Annotated in this window: 16 protein-coding genes; 8 read left to right on the top strand and 8 right to left on the bottom strand. The window is 62.1% G+C overall.

All coding sequences use genetic code 11. The annotated features are described in order from the left end of the window. Positions 1-185 precede the first annotated feature (185 nt). Together AC4PTT_RS09515 and AC4PTT_RS09510 are read left to right on the top strand one after the other, a co-directional pair. On the top strand, positions 186-5,024 hold the full coding sequence (locus AC4PTT_RS09515) for an apolipoprotein A-IV repeat region-like domain-containing protein (RefSeq protein ID WP_492161032.1): 4,839 nt from the start codon (positions 186-188) through the stop codon (positions 5,022-5,024). Between the two features lie 162 nt (positions 5,025-5,186). Continuing rightward, a complete protein-coding gene (locus AC4PTT_RS09510; protein ID WP_492161031.1) occupies positions 5,187-6,227 on the top strand; it encodes a zinc-dependent alcohol dehydrogenase family protein in 1,041 nt (346 codons plus the stop codon). Positions 6,228-6,509: 282 nt separating this feature from the next. Here AC4PTT_RS09510 and AC4PTT_RS09505 read toward each other — a convergent pair whose 3' ends face one another. The 4 genes from AC4PTT_RS09505 to AC4PTT_RS09490 form a co-directional block, all read right to left on the bottom strand. Next, on the bottom strand, positions 6,510-7,112 hold the full coding sequence (locus AC4PTT_RS09505; RefSeq protein ID WP_206547472.1) for an ABC-type transport auxiliary lipoprotein family protein: 603 nt from the start codon (positions 7,110-7,112) through the stop codon (positions 6,510-6,512). 97 nt (positions 7,113-7,209) lie between these two features. After that, complete coding sequence (locus AC4PTT_RS09500; RefSeq protein WP_113155371.1) at positions 7,210-8,583, bottom strand: MlaD family protein; 1,374 nt, start codon at positions 8,581-8,583, stop codon at positions 7,210-7,212. Between the two features lie 10 nt (positions 8,584-8,593). Beyond that, complete coding sequence (locus AC4PTT_RS09495; RefSeq protein WP_113155372.1) at positions 8,594-9,406, bottom strand: ABC transporter ATP-binding protein; 813 nt, start codon at positions 9,404-9,406, stop codon at positions 8,594-8,596. 12 nt (positions 9,407-9,418) lie between these two features. After that, positions 9,419-10,609 carry an ABC transporter permease gene (locus AC4PTT_RS09490; protein ID WP_432516371.1) on the bottom strand — a complete coding sequence of 397 codons (1,191 nt, stop codon included), beginning with the start codon at positions 10,607-10,609 and terminating at the stop codon, positions 9,419-9,421. Between the two features lie 115 nt (positions 10,610-10,724). On the opposite strand from AC4PTT_RS09490, the gene dgcA reads away from it, so the two are divergent. Next, positions 10,725-11,708, top strand: coding sequence for an N-acetyl-D-Glu racemase DgcA (gene dgcA, locus AC4PTT_RS09485; RefSeq protein ID WP_113155374.1), 984 nt, complete (start codon positions 10,725-10,727; stop codon positions 11,706-11,708). A gap of 19 nt (positions 11,709-11,727) precedes the next feature. Here the strand turns inward: dgcA and AC4PTT_RS09480 are convergent, their stop codons facing one another. Beyond that, on the bottom strand, positions 11,728-12,564 hold the full coding sequence (locus tag AC4PTT_RS09480) for a UDP-2,3-diacylglucosamine diphosphatase (protein ID WP_113155375.1): 837 nt from the start codon (positions 12,562-12,564) through the stop codon (positions 11,728-11,730). 309 nt (positions 12,565-12,873) lie between these two features. Here AC4PTT_RS09480 and AC4PTT_RS09475 point away from each other — a divergent pair, with 309 nt between their 5' ends. Both AC4PTT_RS09475 and AC4PTT_RS09470 read left to right on the top strand, forming a co-directional pair. Beyond that, positions 12,874-15,189 carry an NADP-dependent malic enzyme gene (locus AC4PTT_RS09475; RefSeq protein WP_206546296.1) on the top strand — a complete coding sequence of 772 codons (2,316 nt, stop codon included), beginning with the start codon at positions 12,874-12,876 and terminating at the stop codon, positions 15,187-15,189. A gap of 199 nt (positions 15,190-15,388) precedes the next feature. Continuing rightward, complete coding sequence (locus AC4PTT_RS09470) at positions 15,389-16,489, top strand: DUF2865 domain-containing protein (RefSeq protein ID WP_492161030.1); 1,101 nt, start codon at positions 15,389-15,391, stop codon at positions 16,487-16,489. Here AC4PTT_RS09470 and gltX read toward each other — a convergent pair. Then, complete coding sequence (gene gltX / locus AC4PTT_RS09465; protein ID WP_492161029.1) at positions 16,407-17,780, bottom strand: glutamate--tRNA ligase; 1,374 nt, start codon at positions 17,778-17,780, stop codon at positions 16,407-16,409. The genes AC4PTT_RS09470 and gltX overlap by 83 nt on opposite strands. A gap of 49 nt (positions 17,781-17,829) precedes the next feature. Beyond that, on the bottom strand, positions 17,830-19,047 hold the full coding sequence (locus AC4PTT_RS09460; RefSeq protein WP_492161028.1) for an MFS transporter: 1,218 nt from the start codon (positions 19,045-19,047) through the stop codon (positions 17,830-17,832). Positions 19,048-19,210: 163 nt separating this feature from the next. Between AC4PTT_RS09460 and AC4PTT_RS09455 the strand changes: the two genes are divergently transcribed. The 3 genes from AC4PTT_RS09455 to AC4PTT_RS09445 are packed head-to-tail and all read left to right on the top strand — an operon-like array spanning position 19,211 to position 20,539. Continuing rightward, complete coding sequence (locus tag AC4PTT_RS09455; RefSeq protein ID WP_492161027.1) at positions 19,211-19,525, top strand: ArsR/SmtB family transcription factor; 315 nt, start codon at positions 19,211-19,213, stop codon at positions 19,523-19,525. Further along, a complete protein-coding gene (locus AC4PTT_RS09450; protein ID WP_113155381.1) occupies positions 19,522-19,878 on the top strand; it encodes an SRPBCC family protein in 357 nt (118 codons plus the stop codon). Before AC4PTT_RS09455 ends, AC4PTT_RS09450 begins: the two co-directional genes overlap by 4 nt. A gap of 40 nt (positions 19,879-19,918) precedes the next feature. Continuing rightward, positions 19,919-20,539: an ATP-dependent Clp protease proteolytic subunit gene (locus tag AC4PTT_RS09445; protein ID WP_206546300.1), complete on the top strand. Its 621-nt coding sequence runs from the start codon at positions 19,919-19,921 to the stop codon at positions 20,537-20,539. Between the two features lie 129 nt (positions 20,540-20,668). Here AC4PTT_RS09445 and AC4PTT_RS09440 read toward each other — a convergent pair whose 3' ends face one another. After that, positions 20,669-22,354, bottom strand: coding sequence for an NAD+ synthase (locus AC4PTT_RS09440; RefSeq protein WP_283800793.1), 1,686 nt, complete (start codon positions 22,352-22,354; stop codon positions 20,669-20,671). Positions 22,355-22,377 lie beyond the last annotated feature (23 nt).

Raw genomic sequence — 22,377 nt, 5'->3', positions numbered from 1 at the left:
AGTAATTCGCCAAAAACCACGTTAACCTTATGTTTAAACTTTTACACATCCGGCTGATTGGATGTTTTCAACAGCGCGATGTCCCATTACGATACGCTTGGCTCAATTTGGGCATAGTGTCGGAGTACGAGGTCCCGAAGTTTGCGTATGGGACTCCGGCGGTGAGTAGCTGAAGGTTTGGCGGTATGGCGCGTACAGTAGCAAAGAAAAATCAATCCAAGCGCGATTTTGCGAAGGAACTCGAGGATGCACTCGATCTGGAGCTTGCGGACGGACTGGAGAACGGCGATCTGGACATCGCCGCATCCATGGAGGATCTGGAAGCGCAGATTTCTGCAGCGGCTGAGGAACTCGCACGCGAAAACCGCGATCAGAACGGAGACGAGAAAGTCACCGTGAGCGAGATCCCCTTGAGCGACAAAAAGGAAGCCCCCAAGGGCTCCAGCGAAGCAGAGAAGCCCGCGCCCGCCAAGGCAGAAGCCCCGGCGGCCAGCACTGCTGCGCCCAAGCCCGCCAATCTCGAAGCGCCGGCCAATCGCAAGGACCTCACCCCGGTCGAACCCGCGCCCGAACAGACAGCCTCCCAGCCCTTCGCACCTGCCAATGACGACCGCGCCGGCGACTTTTCGAGCGTCATGCGCAAATTCGATCGTCGCGCACCCAACACCGCCTATTGGCTCGTGGCAGCCCTTTCGGTTCTCTGGGTCGGCGGCGGCCTTATGCTTGGCCAGCTGCTTTACGGCTCCGATCTCTGGCAGATTCGCTCCACCGAAGCCTTCATGGCGGCTCCGCACGCCATTGCGCTGCTCATCGGCATCATCGTTCCCGTGATCCTTTTCTGGGGCTTTGCCGTGATGGTGCGCCGCGCGCAGGAGATGCGCCTGGCAGCCCAGTCCATGGCTGAAGCCGCTTTCCGCCTTGCAGAGCCGGAGAGCCTTGCCCATGAGCGCGTCATGACGGTCGGCCAGGCCGTGCGCCGCGAGGTGCAGGCAATGGGCGACGGCATGGACCGCACCCTCACCCGCGCCGTGGAACTGGAATCGCTGGTCCACACGGAAGTGAGCGAACTCGAGCGCGCTTACTCGGCCAACGAATCGCGCATTCGCCATCTCGTGGACGGCCTTGGCGCAGAGCGCGAAGGCATTGTTGGCCACGCAGAGCGCGTGCGCGCTTCAATCGCCGGCGCACACGAAATCCTGAAAGACGAGCTGGACACGGCCGGCGAGCGCATCCGCGCCACCATCGCTGATGCTTCGCGCCAGCTTGCCGCCTCGGTCAACGCTTCCAGCGAAACGCTGCTCAAGCAGCTCGACGGCACCGGCGGCAACCTGCACAAGGGCATCGACGATCGCATTCAGAGCCTGTCCGAGCGCATCACCACGTCCGGCGATGCGGTTGCCAACCTGCTCGACACGCGCATTGCCTCGCTGACCAGGGGCACGGAAGACGCGACGCAGACGCTCACCACGCTGTTCGACACGCGTATGGCGACGCTCGCCGAGCGCACCGAGGAAGCCAATGAGAAAATTGGCGGACTGCTGGATTCGCGCGTTTCGGCCCTCACCGATGGCGCTGAACAGGCCGTCAACAAGATTGGCAGCGTTCTCGATTCGCGCATCGCGACGTTCAGCGAGAACACGCAGAACGCCGAACAGAACCTCACCCGGGTTCTGGAATCGCGCCTCGGCACGCTGACGCAGGAAACCGAGGATGCCGCAAAGACGCTGAGCACCCTGTTCGACGAGCGCATGGCCACGCTGGCCGAGCGCACCGACCAGACCACGCGCTCGCTCAACACGCTGTTCGAGACGCGCAGCACGGCCCTGCTCTCTTCGCTCGGCGAAGCAAGCGAATCCCTGACCGGCGAGTTCGATTCGCGCCTCGGTCAGCTGGAAACCGCTATCACCGAGCGCGGCCGCGCTCTGATCTCCGAGTTCACCACCCGCGCAGAAGCGCTCGACTCGGGCACGCAAAAGCTCAATTCGGCGCTTGAGGCCCGCGCACGCAGCATCAATGAGACGCTGGTCGAACGCACCCGCGAGATCGCCACGACCTTTGCCCAGGGCAAGGACGATGTTTCGGCAGCCGTGGAAGCCGGCAAGGCCGCACTCGGCTCCGAGATGTCCGATCTCGTGGCCTCCACCAGCATCATGCTGGAGAACACCGCCAGCGACTTCGGCAAGCAGATCGATCAGAACTGGTCGCAGATGAGCGCCCATTTCGATGAAGGCATCGAGCGGATCGACGCGACGCAGGCGCGCATGAGCGACGCTGCAAAGCGCCAGATCGAAGCCTTCGAGGAGACGCATCAGCGCCTCTCCGGCGCCTTCCAGTCGGATATGGAGAAGCTCGACGAAGCCCGCACGACCTTCGAGGCAGGCATTGGCGAGCAGGTTCAGCACCTGGCCAAGACGCGCGACGGCTTCGCCGAGGCGCTGGACGTCAACATCGCGAAGATCGACGAGCGTCGTCAGGCGCTGAACGCCGTGATCGAGGACGAGGCAACCCGCGTCAACGAGATGTTCTCCAAGCAGACGAACATCATCGAAGAGCGTACGCAGACCATGGAGAAAGCACTCTCCATGGGCGTCGAGAATGTCCGCTCCACGCTGGAAAACAGCGCGGTGGTCGTGGCAGGCGCGCTGCGTGACAAGGTGATCGAAGCCACCTCCACACTGAACCAGGAAGCCTCCAGGGTGTTCGAGGATGCGGACAAGCGCATTGCCGCCCGCGCCGAGCAGACCGCTTCCACGCTGGGTTCGCGCATCGAGGACATTGATCGCACCTTCGACGACGCTTCGGCGCGCTTCACCGAACGCGCAGGCGTGTTCGCCCAGACCTTCGCAGAGGTCGACGGCCGTATCGCTTCGCGTCTGGAGACGACGGCGGAAACGCTGTCGCAGCACACCAAGGCAATCACCGACACGTTCGACGCCGCCGACCGCAAGCTGGTCAGCCGTGTCGACCAGACTTCGGAGCAGCTCGCAGAGCGCACCGAACAGCTGGCCAGCACGTTCGAGAACTTCGATCAGCGCATCATCGCCCGTACGCATCAGACGTCGGCTGAGCTGGATGCGCGCGCCAATGCCATGAGCGATACGCTGTCGGGCCTTCAGGAGCGTCTGTCCAACAGCGCCAGCACGATTGCCGGTGCGATCTCCGGCGGCATCGAGGATGCGGACGCCCGCCTGCGTGAGAGCGCAGAATCGGTTGCCCAGCACGTCAACCAGCAGCTTTCGACAACGCAGGCGCGTCTGGTCTCTACCGCAGATACGATTGCCCAGACCTTCGCCTCCGTGGACGACCATATCGGCAAGCGCACCAGCGAGACCGTGTCCAATCTTGAAGAGCGGACGCGCGAACTCAACGCCATGCTTGCAGGCCGCACCTCCGAACTGTCGCGCATTCTTGACGAGACGGCGAAGCCGCTGGTCGACAAGTTTGCCGAGAGCGGCGGCCAGCTGCGCTCCAGCATCCGGGCCATCACCGAAGAGACGACCGAACGTCTGCAGTCGGAGAATGCCGCGCTGGTCAACGCACTCTCCAACCGCACCCACGAGACCCTCTCGGCCTTCGAGCAGGCACAGGCGAGCATTACCGGCAATATCGACGATCTTCTCCAGAAGCTCGGTGTTTCCGGTCAGCGCCTCGGCGCACTCATCTCCACCGCCTCCCGGAACCTTTCCGAGGTGGACGAGCGCCTGAGCGGCACGGCCACATCCTTTGCCGAGAATGCAGAGAAAGCCGCGGAGACCTTCTCCAATTCGGCAAGCCTCATCAATGCGAACTCCGGTCGCCTCGCCGACTTCTCGGAGCGGACCCTGCGCGAGGTTTCGGCCATCGCCAGCCGTTTCGAGGACCACAGCAAGGTTCTGGAAACCGCATCGGAGCTTCTCGAGCGCGCCCAGTCCGGCCTGACCGGCAATCTGGAAGACCGCCAGAAGGCGCTGGAAGCGCTGGCAAGCGGTCTGGTGGAAAAGTCCGAGCACATCGAAAAGACGATGAACTCGTTCGAGGACTTCGTGGAGCGCATCCTGACCTCCGCCGAGGGCCGTACGCGCCAGTCGGTGGACGGCATCCGCGAAGCGATTGCAGAGGTCGTGGAATCGGCAACCAGCCGTTTCAGCGGCGCAACCGACGAGATCCGTCGCACCGCCTCGGAGATCCGCACCGAGCTGGAGCAGACCCGCACCGACGTGAAGCGCGGCATTGCCGAACTCCCGGCCGAAGCCAAGCAGTCGACCTCGGCCATGCGCAACGCGATCAGCGAGCAGGTCAACGCGCTCAAGGAACTTTCGGACATCGTTTCGAAATCGGGCAAGATGTACCATGTGGAACAGGCAAGCGAGACACGCCTGACCGCAGCGCCCGCTCCGCTTCAGCAGCCCCGGCCGACACAGGCCCCGACGCCCGCTCCGCAGGCACCGACAGCCTCCGTCGCACCGCAGCAGCCCGTGATCGAGCGTCCGCGTCAGCCCGCTGCACCCGTGGCGCCTCGCCCGGCAGAGCGTCTGCAGGAAACCGCTCGTGCCCCCAGCCCCCCGACACCGCAGGCAGCGCCTCAGGCGCCCGGCGGTGGCTGGATCCGCGATCTTCTGCGCAGCGCCTCAAGCGAGGAAGGCGGCAAGGGACGCGAACCGGCTGCACCGTCGGTCCAGAAGGAAGATCGTTCGGCGCTTCATGTGGTCGAATCGCTCAACTCGCTGTCGGTCGACATTGCACGCGCAATCGACCACGAAGCGTCCATCGACCTCTGGGAGCGTTACCGCCGCGGTGAGCGCAATGTCTTCACGCGCCGTCTCTACACGCTGAAGGGCCAGCAGACCTTTGACGAGATCCAGCGCAAGTATCGTTCCGACCCCGAGTTCCATTCGGCCGTGGACCTTTACTGCCGCGATTTCGAGAAGCTGCTGCGCGACGTGTCCCGTTCGGACCGCGACAACATGATGACCCAGACCTACCTGACCTCCGACACAGGCAAGGTTTACACCATGCTGGCCCATGCCAGCGGTCGCCTGCGCTAAAGCAGACGAACCCTCACCAATGAAAACGGGCCCGCAAGGGCCCGTTTTTTTTGTGGCCGGCGTCACAGGCATGTCCAGACAAGCGCCGTGCAAAACGCTTTGACAAAGCTGCGTTCAGGCAATCCGATATGGAAAGACTGACACAGAATCGGGAGGGACAGAATGAAGGCCGTGTTCTTTGAGGCATTTGGAGAGACGCCGCGTCTGGCCACCCTCCCCGACCCGACGCCCGAACCGCATGGCGTGGTGTTGAAGGTCGAAGCGACAGGTGTCTGCCGCAGCGACTGGCACGGATGGATGGGGCATGATGACGACATCGAACTGCCGCATGTGCCCGGACATGAACTGGCAGGGACCGTGGCCGCTGTCGGCGGTTCCGTCAGCAAATGGAAGATCGGTGACCGGGTCACCGTCCCCTTCGTCGGTGGGTGCGGTGGCTGTCCGCAATGCCATGCAGGACATCAGCAGGTCTGCGACCACCAGTTTCAGCCCGGCTTCACTCATTGGGGCTCATTCGCAGAATATGTGTCCATCCATCAGGCGGATCTGAACCTCGTCGCCCTGCCCGAAAACATGGACTTCGTGACCGCTGCCAGCCTCGGCTGCCGTTTCGCCACCTCGTTTCGTGCTGTGGTGGATCAGGGCCGGACGAAAGCCGGTGAATGGGTAAGCGTTCACGGCAGCGGCGGTGTGGGGCTTTCAGCCATCATGATCGCCAATGCCCTTGGAGCAAACGTCGTGGCGATGGACATTGCCGACGACAAGCTCGCGCTCGCACAGGCGCTGGGTGCGGTCTCCACGATCAACGCCAGAGCGGTTCCCGATGTGGCCGAAGCGGTGCGCGAGATCACGCAGGGTGGCGCGCATGTCTCCATCGATGCGCTTGGTCATCCCGAGACCTGCTTCAACTCCATCCGCAACCTGCGCAAACGCGGCAGGCATGTGCAGATCGGCCTCATGGTGGCGGAGCAAAGCACGCCGCAGGTTCCGATGGCGCAGATCATTGCCAATGAGCTGGAAATACTGGGAAGCCACGGCATGCAGGCCCATCGCTACGATGCGATGATGGCCATGATCGCCACAGGCAAGGTGGAGCCGCAGCGTCTCATCGGAAAGCGCATCGCGCTGGAAGAGGCCATAGAAGCGCTGACGGGGATGGACAGCTTTCAGGCGACCGGCGTGACCGTGGTCGACCGTTTCTAAAGGCTTGAGGGACGGTTCAGCGGGGCGCAGCATGGTGGCAACGAGCGTCTGAACATAGAGCGCAATCGCATTGCATTCATGCGGTGCGTGGTTCGACAAGCTCACCATGAGGGAAGAGGCCGCTTGCAGGAAACCTCGATCAAAGGTGTTGCGGCGGATTTCAGACACAATGCCCCTTCATGGCGAGCGCCCTGAGCCTGTCGAGAGGCGAACCACGCTCCGCACTGTGGCTGCAAATTCCATATCACGAATGTGATGGTATCTGACTGATCGCAGAGCGATCTAGATACTGGTGACTGTCCAGTCCACCAGGTCGGCCACGGCGGCGCTGAACGCGCGGTCGAGTGCTGCGGCGAAAGCCTCCGAGCCCGTCCCCGTGACGGGAGCAGACGCGCGGAAGGTGCGCGAGGCCCGCACGACGCCATTGCGGTCGTTCAGAACGCGGACGAACAGCTCGACTTCGGCACGCTTCGCGCCATTGACCTGCACATCGAAACTGCGCAGATCCGCGAGGATCTGATAGTCAATGGCCAGACCTTCACCCGGCATGCCAACGCCACCAAAGCGACCGGAGCGCTGATAAAGATCGGCCATGCTGGTCTGTACGATGCGCGGCAGGCGATCAGCCCAGCGAACGCCGCCCAGATACTGGATGGCGCCGCCGGAGGTCTTAACGACGATGTCCTGACCGTCGAGCATCTTGATGGCGGTGGGTTCGGTGACGAGGATCTGCGTTCGCGCTGCGCGTCGGCCATCGGTCGAAACCGGCGGTGGCGTGAGGTTAAAGGCATCAACCGGTGCAGGACCGCCCCCCGGCAGGGCTGCACAGCCCGCCAACACGCTTCCAAGCACCAACAGCGCGGAAATCCTCGCACTCGTTTTCAAAAAACGCTCCTCGAACCAAACGCCGGACAAACCGGGGAGATTCGCCCCTCTAGAAATGCAAAATCCTTAATTTGTTTGGGATGATGCAGCATGAATGTCAACGCCGCACCCGCCCATCGTAGCGACGAATCGTGCCATCCCCACCGGTAATGATGCGCTGCGGGTTCTGCTCGAAGTCCGAGACCGCGCTTTCGATGCGGTTGATCGAACGCCGGGCGTCGCGTACCAGTGCCTCCACCTCTCGCAGACCACCGCCCGAGAAGCGCTCCAGATTGCCGGAAATCGCATCAACGCGGACGGTGAGTGTCTCAGCCATCTTGCGGAAGGATTTGAGCGTCTCGCGCGCATCGGCCATCAGGCCCTCGCCATCCCCGGATTCAAGCATGCCGTCGAGCTTTGCCAGAACGGAATCGAGCCGCACGGACGATTTGTTGAGCTGGCTTGCGAGTTCGCTTGCATTGGTGATGAAGGAATCGATGTCTTCCTTGCGCTTGTCCACGGTTTCGCTGACATCGGCGATGCTCTTGGCAGCCCGGTTCACCGTGGCGCTCGCCTCCTCGAAATTCCCCACGGCAGATTTGACGGTCGCCGGATCGACACTGTCGAGCACGCCGTCGAGCTTGGCCAGCGTCTGATTGGCGTTGGTGGAGAAGGTGCCGATAGAGCGGACCGTTTCATCGACGCTGCTCATCACCGTGTCGATGTTGCGGCTGGCCTTTTCGAGACGCGCCGAGAATTCATCGAAGTTGGTCACCATCGAAGAGACCTTGTCCCGGTCCACGGAGGTGATCAGTTCTTCGGCGGCCTTGAGCGTGCTGTCGAGCTGCCCGGAAACCTTGGAAATGGTGCCGGAGAGATCGCTCACATTGGACAGGAAATCATCAATGCCGGACGCGTTGCGCTCAAGCGCCTCGGAGAAGCGCTGCACGTTCTTGACGGTTTCGGTCAGCGGCTGACGGGCATCCTGCGTGAACCCTTCAAGCTGATCGACAACGGAATCCGCCCGCGTCAGCAGGCTCTGTGCGGTCTGAAGAAGATTGGTCACGGCCGAGGGGCTGGCCTGGATCTCGGCAACAGTGTCTTCGTCCTCGGCGAGATCAAACAGATTGGGTTCGTTTGGGTTGCCGCCGGTCATTTCGATATTCGCGGTGCCCGTCAGGCCGGCAAGCCCGACATCAGCCTTGGTGGAACTGGTAATCGGCGTCAGGCGATCCACCTGCGCATCGGCAATTGCAACGCTGGGGTTGGAAAGATCGAGATAGACCCGTCGAACGTCACCCACCTTCACGCCGTTGAACAGCACTGCGCTGCCGCGCGAGAGGCCGGAAGCGGAACCCGGAATGCGAAACCGCAGCAGCGCCGTCTCCCCCCGGTCACCGATATTGGCAGACCAGTAGACGAAACCGAACGCGGCCAGAATGACCAGAACGGTGAAGAAGCCGACAAGAACGTAGTTGGCTCTGGTTTCCATAATATGCCTGCTAACCTCTTGCGGAACGGTCGATCTGCCGGGCCCGCTTTCCCCTGAAATAGGCTTTCACCCAAGGATCGTCGCATGCGAGCATGTCGTCGACGGTGCCATCCACCAGAACACGCTTGCCACCAAGAACGGCGATGCGGTCACACGCCGTCAAAAGACTGTCGAGATCGTGCGTGACCATATAGACGGTCAGCCCCATCGTGTCGCGCAGTTTACCGACCAGCTCATCGAATTCCGCAGCGCCGATCGGGTCAAGCCCCGAGGTCGGTTCGTCCAGAAAAACAATGTCCGGATCGAGCGCCAGAGCCCGCGCAAGTGCTGCGCGCTTGATCATGCCGCCTGAAAGTTCGGACGGAAACTTGGGCGCGGCCGTGCGCGGCAGGCCCACCAGTTCGAGCTTCAGATAGGCAAGCTCATCCATAAGGGCGCGCGGAAGATCGAGATATTCCCGCATCGGCACCTGAATGTTCTCCAGAACGGTGAGCGCTGAAAACAGCGCACCGTGCTGGAACAGAACACCCTGGCGCATGTCCACCTTGAGGCGCTGCTCGTCATTGGCCTTGTCGAGATCCTGCCCCAGAAGGCGGATCATGCCGGAACGCTTGCGAATGAGGCCCAGAATGGTGCGCAGAAGGACGGACTTCCCCGAACCCGATGCGCCGACAAAGCCAAGGATCTCGCCCCGGTAGACGTCGAGCGACAGGCCGTCGAGCACCACGGTGTCGCCAAAGCCAACGGTGACGTCGCGCACCGACAGGACCACGTCCCGCGTCTCGCCCGTCTGCGTCTCCCGCTGTTCGTCGATCAGCACCATACGCCCAAAACCCTAGAAATCGATTGCCGCATAGAAGATGGCGAACAGACCATCCACCACGATCACCACGAAGATCGCCTTCACCACCGAGGCGGTGACGTGATTGCCGAGCGATTCCGCACTGCCGCCCACCTTCATCCCCTCAATGGAGGCGATGATGCCGACGATCAGCGCCATGAAGGGCGCCTTGATCAAACCGGCGAAGATCGTTGAAAGATCGATGGAATCGCGAAGCCGGTCGATGAACGCTTCCGGCGGAATGCCCGAATAGAGCCACGCGATCAGCATCGCGCCGCCAAGGGCGGCAAAATTGGCGACAATGGTCAGGCACGGAACGCCAACCATCAGGGCGACGAGGCGCGGGAACACCAGAACACCGACCGGATTGAGGCCGATGACGGTCAGCGCATCGACCTCCTCGCGCATCTTCATGGACCCGATTTCAGCAGTGATGGCGCTGCCGGAGCGACCGGCGATCATGATCGCGGTCATCAGCACGCCGAGCTCGCGCAGGATCAGGATGCCGACCAGATCGACAACGAAGATCTCCGCACCGAAATAGCGAAGCTGGAACGCGCCCTGCTGGGCAATGATTGCGCCGACGATGGCCGACATCAAAACGATGATCGGCACCGCGCCGACGCCCATGCGGTCGATCTGGCTGACGATTGCCGCCGGGTTGATGGCGTGGGTGCGGCCGAGCTTCATCTGCGCACCGCCAATGGTGGCGCCCAGAATATGCGCGCCATAGACGATGTCGTCGCGCGCCTCGTACATGGCGCGTCCGATCCGCTCCAGCGTGTTGATGATGATCGAGCCCTTGGGGCGCGGCTTGGCTTCGCCGTCCTGCACGACCGCTTCGCGCACAGCCGGCAAAAGAATTCTGGCCGCTTCGCTCTCTCCGGTCAGCTCGACCTCAACACCGCGTGACTGATGCGCATAGACGAGACGCTCGATCAGCCAGGCTCCGGCCGTATCGAGGCTGGTGATGCCGGAAAGGTCCAGCCCGACATGCTGCAGGCTGTTCTGCGCTTCGAGCTTGCGCATGCGCGCATCGACCTTGGCAACCGTGCGTGTATTCCACGCCCCCGACAGACGACAGGAAAGCGCGTTCCCCTCCTCGTGAATTTCGAGGCGCGGCTCGCCATTCTGGCCGGAGGGACGTCCTGCGTCGCTTGCGTCGTCAACGGAATTGGTCAACATGGCACCATCATTAGTGTGGAGCAGGTCCAAAGGGAACCGGTTGCGGGCTCCCGGAGCGGGCATATATGGCTTGTTCCTCTGATAATTGTGATTTTTTGCGAGAAGAAGGGCGGAAATGACACGCGAACTGGCCACAGACATCGAAGGTTTTCCGATAGCCGGCGTCTTCACAATCTCCCGAGGCTCACGCACCGAGGCGCGAGTCGTCAGATGCACGGTGAGTGAAAACGGCGTCAGCGGTCACGGCGAATGCGTACCCTATCCGCGCTATGGCGAATCCGAGGACAGTGTGGTCGGCCAGATCGAGGCCGCGCGGCAGGAGATCGCCAACGGCATCAGCCGCGCCGATCTGATCGCCGCCATGCCGGCAGGTGCGGCGCGCAACGCCGTTGACTGCGCGCTTTGGGATCTGGAAGCGAAGCTTTCAGGCAAGCGCGCATCGACTGCGGCCTGCCCGATCCCGCCACGTCCGCTCCAGACCGCCTATACGATCTCGCTGGCGGAACCCGAAGAGATGGCCGCACAGGCCCGCGCCCATGCGACCCGCCCTCTCCTGAAAGTGAAGCTGGGTGGCAAAAACGATGCCGCGCGCATTCACGCCGTGGCGGGCGCAGCACCCGACAGCCGCCTCATCGTTGACGCCAATGAAGGCTGGACCGAAGAGAACATCCGCGAAAACATGCTTGCAGCGGCCGAATTTCACGTGGCGCTGATCGAGCAGCCCCTGCCGGCCGGCAAGGATGAAATCCTGCGCGAAATCCCGCATCCGGTTCCGATCTGCGCAGATGAAAGCGTGCACACGGCGCAGAGCCTTCCCGAACTCGCCGGGCTCTATGATTTCGTGAACATCAAGCTGGACAAGACCGGCGGCCTGACCGCCGCGATGGAGCTGCGCGACCGCGCCCGCGAAATGGGTTTTGGCGTGATGGTCGGCTGCATGGTGGGCACGTCGCTCGCCATGGCGCCGGCCGTGCTTCTTGCGCAGGGCGCAGATTACGTGGATCTCGACGGCCCGCTGCTTCTGGCAAAGGACCGCGCGCACGGGCTCAGCTATTCGGGCTCGCTCGTTTCGCCGCCTTCGCCACAGCTCTGGGGCTGACGCACAGGGTCGGGGCCGCTCAGGCGGCCTTGACCCCATCCTTTCGGAACGCGGTCACAACGCCGCGTTTCTCGATTTCCCGGGTGGCCGGGACAGGCGCTGTCTCAAGGATCTGCGCCCAAGTGATAATTTCGAAACTCCCGTCGAAATTCTCGGCCAGCGCCGTGCAGCTTTCCACCCAGTCGCCCGTGTTCATGTAGGTGACCCCGCGAATGTCTTCCATCGCGGCGTGGTGGATGTGGCCGCAGATGACGCCATCGACTTCCGAACGCTGCGCCTCCTGGGCGAGAACATCCTGAAACGAGCTGATGAACTTGATCGCCTTCTTGACCTTGATCTTCGCCCAGGAAGAGAAGGACCAGTAAGGCCGCCCCAGAATGCGGCGCACCCGGGCGATGACCCGGTTCACGACGATGGCGAGATCGTAGGCCTTGTCGCCCAGATAGGCGAGCCAGCGCACATTGTGCACCACCTGATCGAACTGGTCGCCATGGATGACGAGGAATTTGCGTCCGTCTGCTGCTTCATGGATCACCCGGTCGGCAACGACGATGCCGCCGAAATGCACGCCCTGAAACGAGCGCAGGAACTCGTCGTGATTGCCGGCGATATAGGTGATCCCGGTGCCCTTGCGCGCCTTGCGCAGGAGCTTCTGCACCACGTCATTATGGGCAGCCGGCCAGTGCCAGGAGCGCTTCAGACGCCAGCCATCGACGATGTCGCCAACCAGATAGATCTGCTCCGCATCGTGATAACGCAGAAAATCGATCAGAAACTCGGCCTTGGCCGGTTTCGAACCGAGGTGAATATCGGAGATGAAGAGTGCGCGAAATTTTCGATGTTCAGCGCCGGTCATTGTCCCGCCTGAGCCCTGTTAAGTCGCGCATTCTATGGCCAGATTCATGTCACAGGCATATGACGGATTCCGTAGCGTTACTGCAAACCCGGCCCCATCCTGCGTCAGAACAGCCCGAAAGCAGCAATTCTGGCGGATGAAACTGCTTCTCGGCATTCAACGCTGGAAAAAGCAGTTATGAGCGCCTAAGCACAAGTGATGATTCAAATCGTTTGAGTGCCTTGTTCCCTGCGGGAACGGAAAGGCGCGCGAACGCCGGGCCGCGAGCCAAACGGCCCCACCGACAGAGCCATGATGTGGAGCCGCTGGATGTCTTCCAATACCAAGAAACCGCAACGATCCGAATTCGACGAAGCCGCGCTCTTCTTCCACAGCCATCCCATGCCGGGGAAGCTGGAGATCCAGGCGACCAAGCCGCTCGGCAACCAGCGCGATCTGGCGCTTGCCTATTCTCCGGGCGTTGCCGCTCCCTGCATGGCCATCCATGACGATCCGAGCACGGCGGCGGACTACACCGCCCGCGCCAATCTCGTGGCCGTGGTTTCCAACGGTTCGGCGGTGCTTGGCCTCGGCAATATCGGCCCGCTTGCCTCCAAACCCGTGATGGAGGGCAAGGCGGTCCTCTTCAAGAAGTTTGCCGGCATCGATGTTTTCGACATCGAAATCGATGCGCCGGAAATCGACCGGATGGTGGAAACCGTCGCAGCACTCGAGCCGACCTTCGGTGGCATCAACCTTGAGGACATCAAGGCTCCGGAGTGTTTTGAGGTCGAGGAACAGCTCAAGGCGCGCATGGGCATTCCGGTGTTCCATGACGACCAGCACGGAACCGCGATCATTGTTGCCGCGGCCGTCATGAACGGGCTGGAGCTGGCCGGCAAGGACATTGCCAAGGCGAAGATCGTTTCCTCCGGTGCAGGCGCTGCCGCGCTTGCCTGTCTCAATCTGCTGGTCTCGCTGGGTGCGAAGACCGAGAATATCTGGCTCACCGACCGCCACGGCGTCGTCTATGAGGGCCGGAAGGAAGAGATGGACCGCTGGAAAGCGCCCTATGTGAAGGATACGGACGCCCGCAAGCTTGCCGAAGTGATCGGCGGAGCGGATGTGTTCCTGGGCCTCTCGGCGGCCGGTGTCCTGAAGCCGGAAATGCTGGCTGACATGGCTGAAAAGCCACTGATCCTGGCGCTTGCCAACCCCGTTCCCGAGATCATGCCGGACGTGGCGCGCGAAGCGCGGCCTGACGCCATGATCTGCACCGGGCGTTCGGACTTCCCGAACCAGGTGAACAACGTCCTGTGCTTCCCCTACATCTTCCGTGGGGCGCTCGATGTGGGCGCAACCGCGATCAACGAGGAAATGAAGCGCGCCGCCGTGAAGGCGATTGCGGGCCTTGCACGCGAAGAACCTTCCGATGTCGCAGCGCGCGCCTATTCGGGCGAGACGCCGATCTTCGGACCCGACTTCCTGATCCCCTCGCCTTTCGACCCGCGGCTTATCCTGCGCATTGCGCCGGCGGTTGCCGAAGCGGCGATGAAGAGTGGCGTCGCGGCGCGGCCCATCGAGGACATGGACCAGTATCTGGACCGGCTGAACCGCTTCGTGTTCCGCTCCGGCCTGGTGATGAAGCCTGTCTTCTCGGCCGCCAAGGGTGCGGGCACCAAGCGCGTCATCTATGCGGATGGCGAAGATGAGCGCGTGCTGCGCGCAGCCCAGGTGGTGATCGAGGAAGGCATTGCCGAGCCCATCATCATCGGCCGCCCGCACGTGGTGGAAACGCGCCTCAAGCGCTATGGCCTGCGCATTCGTCCGGGCGAAGACTTCTCCATCATCAACCCGGAAGACGATCCGCGCTATCGCGACTATGTCGATATGCTGGTGCAGCTTGCCGGCCGTCGTGGCGTGACGCCGGAGGCCGCACGCACCCTGGTGCGCACCAACACCACGGTGATCGCCGCCATCGCCATGATGCGTGACGAAGCCGACGCCATGATCTGCGGTCTGGAAGGGCGTTTCGAAAAACACCTGCGCTATGTCGACATGATCATCGGCAGGCGCGAGGGCGTGCGCGATCTCTCCACCCTCTCCATGCTGATCTCGCAGTTCGGCGTGACCTTCTTCACCGACACTTATGTCACGCTCTGCCCGTCGGCTTCCGAAATCGTGGAAACGACGATCCTGGCTGCGGAGGAAATCCGCCGCTTCGGCATCGAACCGAAGGCGGCGCTGCTATCGCATTCGAACTTCGGGTCACGCGATTCCGAAAGCGCCATCAAGATGCGCGAAGCGGCGCTGACGCTGAAGCGCGTCGCGCCGGACCTGGTGTCCGAAGGCGAGATGCATGGCGATTCCGCGCTCTCGGAAGTGCTGCGCCAGCGTGTCTATCCGCAGGCCGCTCTTTCCGGTGAGGCCAATCTTCTGGTCTTCCCGAGCCTCGATGCAGCCAACATCACCCTGACCACGCTCAAGGTGATGACCGACGCGCTGCATGTCGGCCCGATCCTTCTCGGCACCGCCATGCCGGCGCATATTCTCACGCCGTCGGTCACGTCGCGCGGTGTTGTGAACATGACCGCGCTGGCCGCCGTCGAGGCGCTGCAGAAGAGCAAGGCCATCATGACAAGCTGATTGCGGAAAAGTCGCAATTTTAGTTGTCACAGATCAAAATTTCGCGATAGAGTTGCATTTCTAACCGTAACTTAACTTGATTGGCGCATCTTCGCGCCAATCAGCCGGTGGTGCCTCGGAAACCAGTGCGGTTTTGGAGGCCTGTGAGCGTGGAATAAGTATCCCCACTCTGACCGGCGCTGTTTGAACGGTACGAGTGATGTATCTGCGCGGCAAAAACCTGTTCTGTTTGATGCTTGTGGCTGTCATGAGCATGGTCGGCATGGCTGCAACCATTGCAGACGCCGAGGCGAAGTCGCGCACATGCAGGAAGCTTGAAACACAGCTCGCCGCAGCCTCTGGCGGATCGTCCAGCAAAGCCAAACGCTACGATCGGGCAATTGCCAAACAAAAGAAAGAACTCGGCGTCGTTCGCGCCCGGCTCAGTAAGATGCGATGCGGGTTCGCCATTTTCGGGGATAATGCCCGGCAATGCGCGCAACTCAACAGATCTGCCGCCCGTATGACGCAGAACATTGCCGAATTGCGGCGTCAGCGGGGCTGGAAGGGTGGTGGTTCTCCTGGCCAGCGCTCTCGAATCCGCGCCGCGCTCAAGGCAAACAATTGCAATGCAAAAACGGCATCCCGGCCTCGCGAGGTCAAGAAGGCGGCAAAATCGGGCACCACGAGCTCCCGGAATCTGCGCCGCCCCGGCACGGTCTTCCAGACCATGTGCGTACGCACGTGTGACGGCTACTATTTCCCGATCTCGTTTTCAGTCTCGAAAGACAAGTTCTCACGAGATGCCGAGACATGCACGGCCCGGTGCCCGGGCGCAGAAGTGGCGCTTTACGCGCATGACGTGCTGAACGAAGAAGCCGAAAACATGATCTCGGTCGCGGACGGCACGCCGTATCGGGAGTTGCCCAAGGCTTTCAGCTACCGTGAAAACGGGGTCTCGAAAGCCGCGTGCGGCTGTCGCAAGGACAGGAATTTCACGATTGTTGCCGGCCAGAAGGCGGTCGAATTGCAAGGCTTCGCCCGCGGTGAACCGTGGCAGGAACCGGAAATGAAAGAGGAATTTCCGGCCAGTGAAGCTTCCAGCGCAAAGGAGACGAGCTTCTACATTGCAAAGGCGCCAGAACCAAAACCGGTAGACAGCGCTGGCGATGCATCAGCGCTTCAGCAGGGTCCTAACCCGGCACGGTCGCTCGACGACGAGGCCGAGCAGCGCCGTGTCAGGATAGTCGGGCCAGCGTTTCTTCCCGACCCAAAAGGGGCAATAGACCTGCGAGCTCCGGCCCCTGCTCCCGCCCCGTAAGGGCAATCCGCAGCGGCATGAAGAGGCCCCGGCCCTTGCGGCCCGTCTCCGCCTTCACGGCGCCCGTCCATGCGCGCCAGGTCTCGACGTCCCATGGCTCCTGCGGGAGATGCTTCCCCGCCTCGCGAACAAAGTCACGATCCTCGTCCAAAAGAACGGCATCCTGAGCAGGTTTCCCGCGAAGGATGCTCCACCAGTCAGCCGCCTCGGCGACCGTCTCCACATTGCCGCGCACGGCAAGCCAGAAGGCTTCTGCATCGTCTCCGGCAATACCAAGACCCGCCAGCCGCTCTTTCACATCGCCAAACGTCATGGCCTGAATGAGATGCCGGCTGAGACCTGAAAGCTCTGCCGGGTCGAACCTGGCAGCCGATTTCGATGTGGAAGTGGGGTCAAACAGCGCCGCCAGTTCATCCATGGATGCGGCAGCCGTTACGTTTTCCGACGTGCCGATCAGGACGGCCAGCGACGCCACCGCCATGGGTTCGATGCCGCTTTCACGAAGGCTCGCCACGGAAAGTGCGCCTGTGCGCTTGGAAAGCCCTTCGCCAGAAACCGTGGTCAGAAGATTGTGGTGGCCGAAGGCCGGCGGCTCAGCGCGCAGCGCCCGGAACAGCGCAATCTGCGCGCCAGTGTTGGTGACGTGATCGTCGCCACGGATGATGTGCGTGACGCCGAGATCAATGTCATCGACCACGGAAGGAAGCGTGTAGAGATAAGTGCCGTCGCCGCGAATGAGGACGGGATCGGACATGGAAGCCAGATCGACCGTCTGCGGCCCGCGCACCACATCGTCCCAATGAACCTCGGTGCGGCTGGTCACGAAGGGATTGTCTGCGAAATTGGGCAGGAGGAAGCGCCAGTGCGGCTTGCGGCCCTCGGCTTCAAGTGCGGCCTTCTCCTCTTCGGTGAGTTTCAGCGCCTCGCGGCCATAGACGGGCGGCAGACGGCGCGACAGGCGGATCTTGCGCCGGCGCTCCAGCTCTTCGGGTGTCTCGTAGCAGGGGTAGAGAAGGCCTGCGGCCTTCAGCTTTTCAGCGGCGGCGTCATAGCGATCAAAGCGCGCCGACTGGGCGACCGTCTGATCCGGCTCGATGCCAAGCCAGGTGAGATCGCGGGCGATGCCTTCGACATATTCCTGTCGCGAGCGCTCCACATCCGTGTCGTCGAAACGCAGGATGAAACGGCCGCCATGCTTCTTCGCATAGAGCCAGTTGAAAAGCGCGGTGCGGGTGTTGCCGATATGGATGTGGCCGGTCGGAGACGGCGCGAAACGAACGGTGACTGTCATGCCTGCGGGCGTAGCCAAAAGTGCCGCAGCTGGCAAGAAGAACGTGGCCTCAGGCCCCTTTCAGGCGCGTGCTCAGAGAGCGCGAGACGAAGAAAAGAACCACGCATGCCGCAAGGCAATAGACGCCCATCACGCTGATCTGCAGCGGGTAGCTCACGCCACGGTCGATCAGGAAGCCGGTAATGCCCGGCCCCATCGCCGTGGCGAAGACCATGATCGCGACCGTGAGCGCGCGAATGGAGCCCAGATGCCGGATGCCATAGACTTCTGGCCACAGCGCGCCGAACAGGGTGGACGAGAAGCCGTAGGACACACCCATCAGCCCCATGAAGGCGAAGGCGCTCCACTGGGCCTCACTGCCTGCCAGAATGAGACAGGCAGCCCCCAGCGGGATCAAGAAGCCGGGCAGAAGCGCGACAGCGGAGAAACGGTCAATCAACTGGCCCGAGATCAGCGCAAAAATGACCGTCATGGACGCCATGAAGGTGAAGGAGGAGGCAAACACCTCCAGCGACCAGCCACGTAGATCCACCAGATAGATCTGATGGAAGAAGATGGTGGTGCCGATGAAGCCCGGCGCCATGACGCCGAGCAGCAGAAGATAGAAAACCGGATCGCGCACCACCTCGCCGCGCGTCCAGTCACGCACGGTGCTGCGGCGGGACACCGGATCGCTGTCGCGCGGGGCGCGCTCAACAGCGATCAGGCCGGTGATGACCGGTAGTGCGAAAACGAGCAGCAGGCCAGCGGCGATGAACCAGCTGTTGCGCCAGCCGACGACCGCTGCAACAGCAACGAAAGCGAGCGGCAGGATCGCCTCACCCACATTGTGCCCGAGCGTGGCGACGGAGACCGCACGGCCGCGCTGGGCAGAAAACCAGCGCCCCATGGCGGTCAGCGAATTGTGGGTCATCATCCCCTGCCCGAACAGGCGCAGCATGTAGATGGTGACCACCAGGACGATGATGGAATGCGACAGCGCCATCGACACACAGGCGAGCGCCAGAAGCGGGATGATGATGAAGGTGACCGTTCGCGCCGAATGGCGGTCAACGATCTGGCCAAGCTTTGGCAGGGTGAAGGCGCTGGCGAGCGTCGCCAGCATGTAGAGCGTGCCGAACGCCCCGTGGGACAGATCATATTCGGCGCGGATATCGCCTGCCGAGAGTGAGATGAAGAAGGTCTGCCCGAAAGAAGAAAACAGCGTGAGCAGGAAGCCGCCCGCAAGCCAGCGCGCATTTTCGCGAAGAAAGACGAGATAGGACATCGACGAACTCTGGAGCTTGGCGGCGCGCGCCGTAGGAAGACCGCGAAAGCGGGTTGGTTGCATCGTAGACGCAGGCACAAATATCGCAATGGCCGCGATGGCTCCATGAAATGCGCCAGAAGCCCCCTTGCGCAATACATAAGAATCGACTTATCTATTGCACATGACAGAAACGGATATCTTCAAGGCGCTGGCCGACCCGACCCGCCGGCACATGCTGGAACGGCTGAGTGCTGGCGAACGCAACGCGACAGAGCTGCGCGAAGGGCTCGCCATGTCACAGCCGGCGATCTCGCAGCATCTGGCCGTACTGCGCAGCGCGGGCCTGATCGAAGAGGAAAAGAGTGGCCGGCAGATGCGCTACCGCATTCGGCCCGACGGGCTCGCCCCGGTGATCGACTGGCTCGCTCGCTATCGCGCCTTCTGGCCCGAACGGGTCGACAGGCTCAAAACGCTGCTCAGGGAGATGGACCAGTGAGCGACGCGAACGACGAAAAGACGAACGAAAACATCGTTCTGGAGTATGTTCTGGAATCATCGCCGGAGAAGGTCTGGCGTGCCCTCACCATTCCCGAACTGGCGGCAAGCTGGCTCGGCGAACCCGGCGACGGCGAGACATCGCCCGCCTATGAGATGGTGGACGAAGAGCCCTGCTCGCGCGTTCGCTATGCCTGGCGCGACCGGAACACCGACGCGCCGGATACGCTGGTCACCTTCGAGATCAGCCCCGCCCCCGGCGGGCACACGCATTTTCGTCTGACGCACAGCGCCAGCACGTTGCCGCGCATGGCCGCCAATGCCAATGGAGTGCCGATGGCGCGCGCCGCCTGACGCTCACGCAAACCGACATCGACAACAAAGGAGATCGCGCATGCGCGAAACGATGGCGCTCGTCCCCATGGTGGTGGAGCAATCGCCGAAAGGCGAACGCTCCTTCGACATCTTTTCAAGGCTCCTGCGGGAGCGGATCATCTTTCTGAATGGCGAGGTGAACGACGACTCGGCTGCACTGATCTGCGCGCAGCTTCTGTTTCTGGAATCGGAGAACCCGGAGCGGGAAATCTCGTTCTACATCAACTCGCCGGGCGGCGTTGTGTCGAGCGGCTTTGCGATCTACGACACGATGCGCTTCATCAAGAGCCCGGTGGCGACCGTGTGCATGGGCACTGCCGGCTCCATGGGATCATTCCTCCTGATGGGCGGGGAAGCCGGCCGGCGCGCCGCACTCGCCAATGCGAGCATCGTTCTGCATCAGCCCTCCGGCGGCTTTCGCGGCCAGGCATCCGATGTGCAGCGCCATGCCGAGGATATCCTCAAACTGAAGCGGCGGCTGATCGGGCTTTATGCGCATCATTGCGGGCGCACGGAAGACGAGGTGGAGCGCACGCTCGACCGCGATTTCTTCATGACCGCGCAGGAAGCCTGCGACTGGGGGCTGGTGGACCGGGTCTACTCAACGCGGGCGGAACTGGAAAACGAGAGAGAGCGATAGAAACGGGAAAAGACAGAAGAAACAGCACTCTGCACTTCATCCCGGACTCAATCTGCGAATAGAAACGCGGCCCGCACCGCATTGGCGCGAGCCGCATGAAAATTCAGAAAGCAATTTCGAAACAGAGCCTTACGAACGATCCCTGAATCTGTTCGTGATCGGATAGCGGCGGTCGCGCCCGAAATTCTTCTTCGTGATTTTGACGCCGGGCGCTGCCTGCCGGCGCTTGTATTCGGCGATGTAGAGAAGATGCTCGATGCGATGCACCGTGTCGCGGTCATGGCCGCGCGCGACGATGGCGTCGACGCTCATCTCGCCTTCCACCAGACATTCCAGAATATCGTCGAGCACCGGATAGGGCGGCAGGGAATCCTGATCCGTCTGGTCGGGGCGCAGCTCTGCCGAGGGCGCCTTGTCGATGATGTTCTGCGGGATGACCTCACCGGATGGACCGAGCGCGCCGGGCGGCACAGTCGTGTTGCGCCACGCCGACAGGGCGTAGACCTGCATCTTGTAGACATCCTTGATGGGATTGAACCCGCCATTCATGTCGCCATAGAGCGTCGCGTAGCCGACCGACATTTCCGACTTGTTGCCGGTGGTGACGACCATGGAGCCGAACTTGTTGGAGACGGCCATGAGGATGGTGCCACGGGTACGGCTCTGAAGGTTCTCCTCCGTCACCCCTTCATTCGTGCCCTCGAAGAGCGCGGCGAGCGCACTCGAAAAGCCCTCGACCGGCTCGGAGATCGGCACGATGTCATAACGGCAGCCGAGCGCGCGGGCGCAATCCTGCGCATCCTTGAGCGATTCCTCGGACGTGTAGCGGTAGGGCAGCATGATGCAGCGCACCCGTTCCTCCCCCAGCGCATCAACGGCAAGCGCCGCGCAGATCGCGGAATCGATGCCGCCGGAAAGGCCCAGCACCACATTCTTGAAGCCGTTCTTATTCACATAATCGCGCAGGCCCAGCATGCAGGCGCGATAATCGGCCTCTTCGGCCTCCGGGATCTTCGAAAGCGGGCCGTCGTCGCAGCGCCACCCCTCGCCATCCCGCTTCCATGTGGAGATGGAAACGGCTTCCTCGAATTCGCTCATCTGGAAGGCCAGCGACTTGTCGGCCTGAATGGCGAAGGACGCGCCGTCAAAGACAAGCTCGTCCTGACCGCCAAGCTGGTTGGCGTAGAGGATCGGCAGGCCGCTCTCGATCACCTGACGGATGACCACCTGGTGGCGCACCTCGACTTTACCCCGATAATAGGGCGAGCCGTTGGGCACCAGAAGCATCTCCGCGCCGGATTCGGCCAGCGTTTCGCACACATCGAGATCGCCCCAGATGTCCTCGCAGACAGGAATGCCTATGCGAATGCCGCGGAAATTGACCGGTCCCGGCATGTCCGGCCCCGGCTGGAAGACGCGCTTTTCGTCAAATTCGCCGTAATTGGGCAGGTCCAGCTTGTAACGCTCGGCGATCACCTCACCACCATCCAGCACCATGACCGCATTGTGCAGACCGCTCTTGCGCTTCAACGGAACGCCGATGATGACACCGGGGCCGCCGTCCTTCGTCTCTTCGGCGAGTTCCCGCACGGCGCGCTCGCACGCTTCAACGAAGGCAGGCTTCAAAACCAGATCTTCCGGCGGGTAGCCGGCGATGAACAGTTCGGTGAACAGGACCAGATCGGCGCCATGACGGGCAGCATCCGCGCGTGCTTCACGCGCCTTTGCTAAATTGCCGGCCACATCGCCCACAACCGGATTGAGCTGGGCGGTGGCGATGCGCAGAATATCGGGAGAGGCAGGTTTGGGGGCCATGACGTTCCTGTTCAATGGGCGAG

Source organism: Nitratireductor sp. WH36-1 (assembly GCF_058725515.1).
This window is presented reverse-complemented; position numbering and strand designations above follow the sequence as displayed.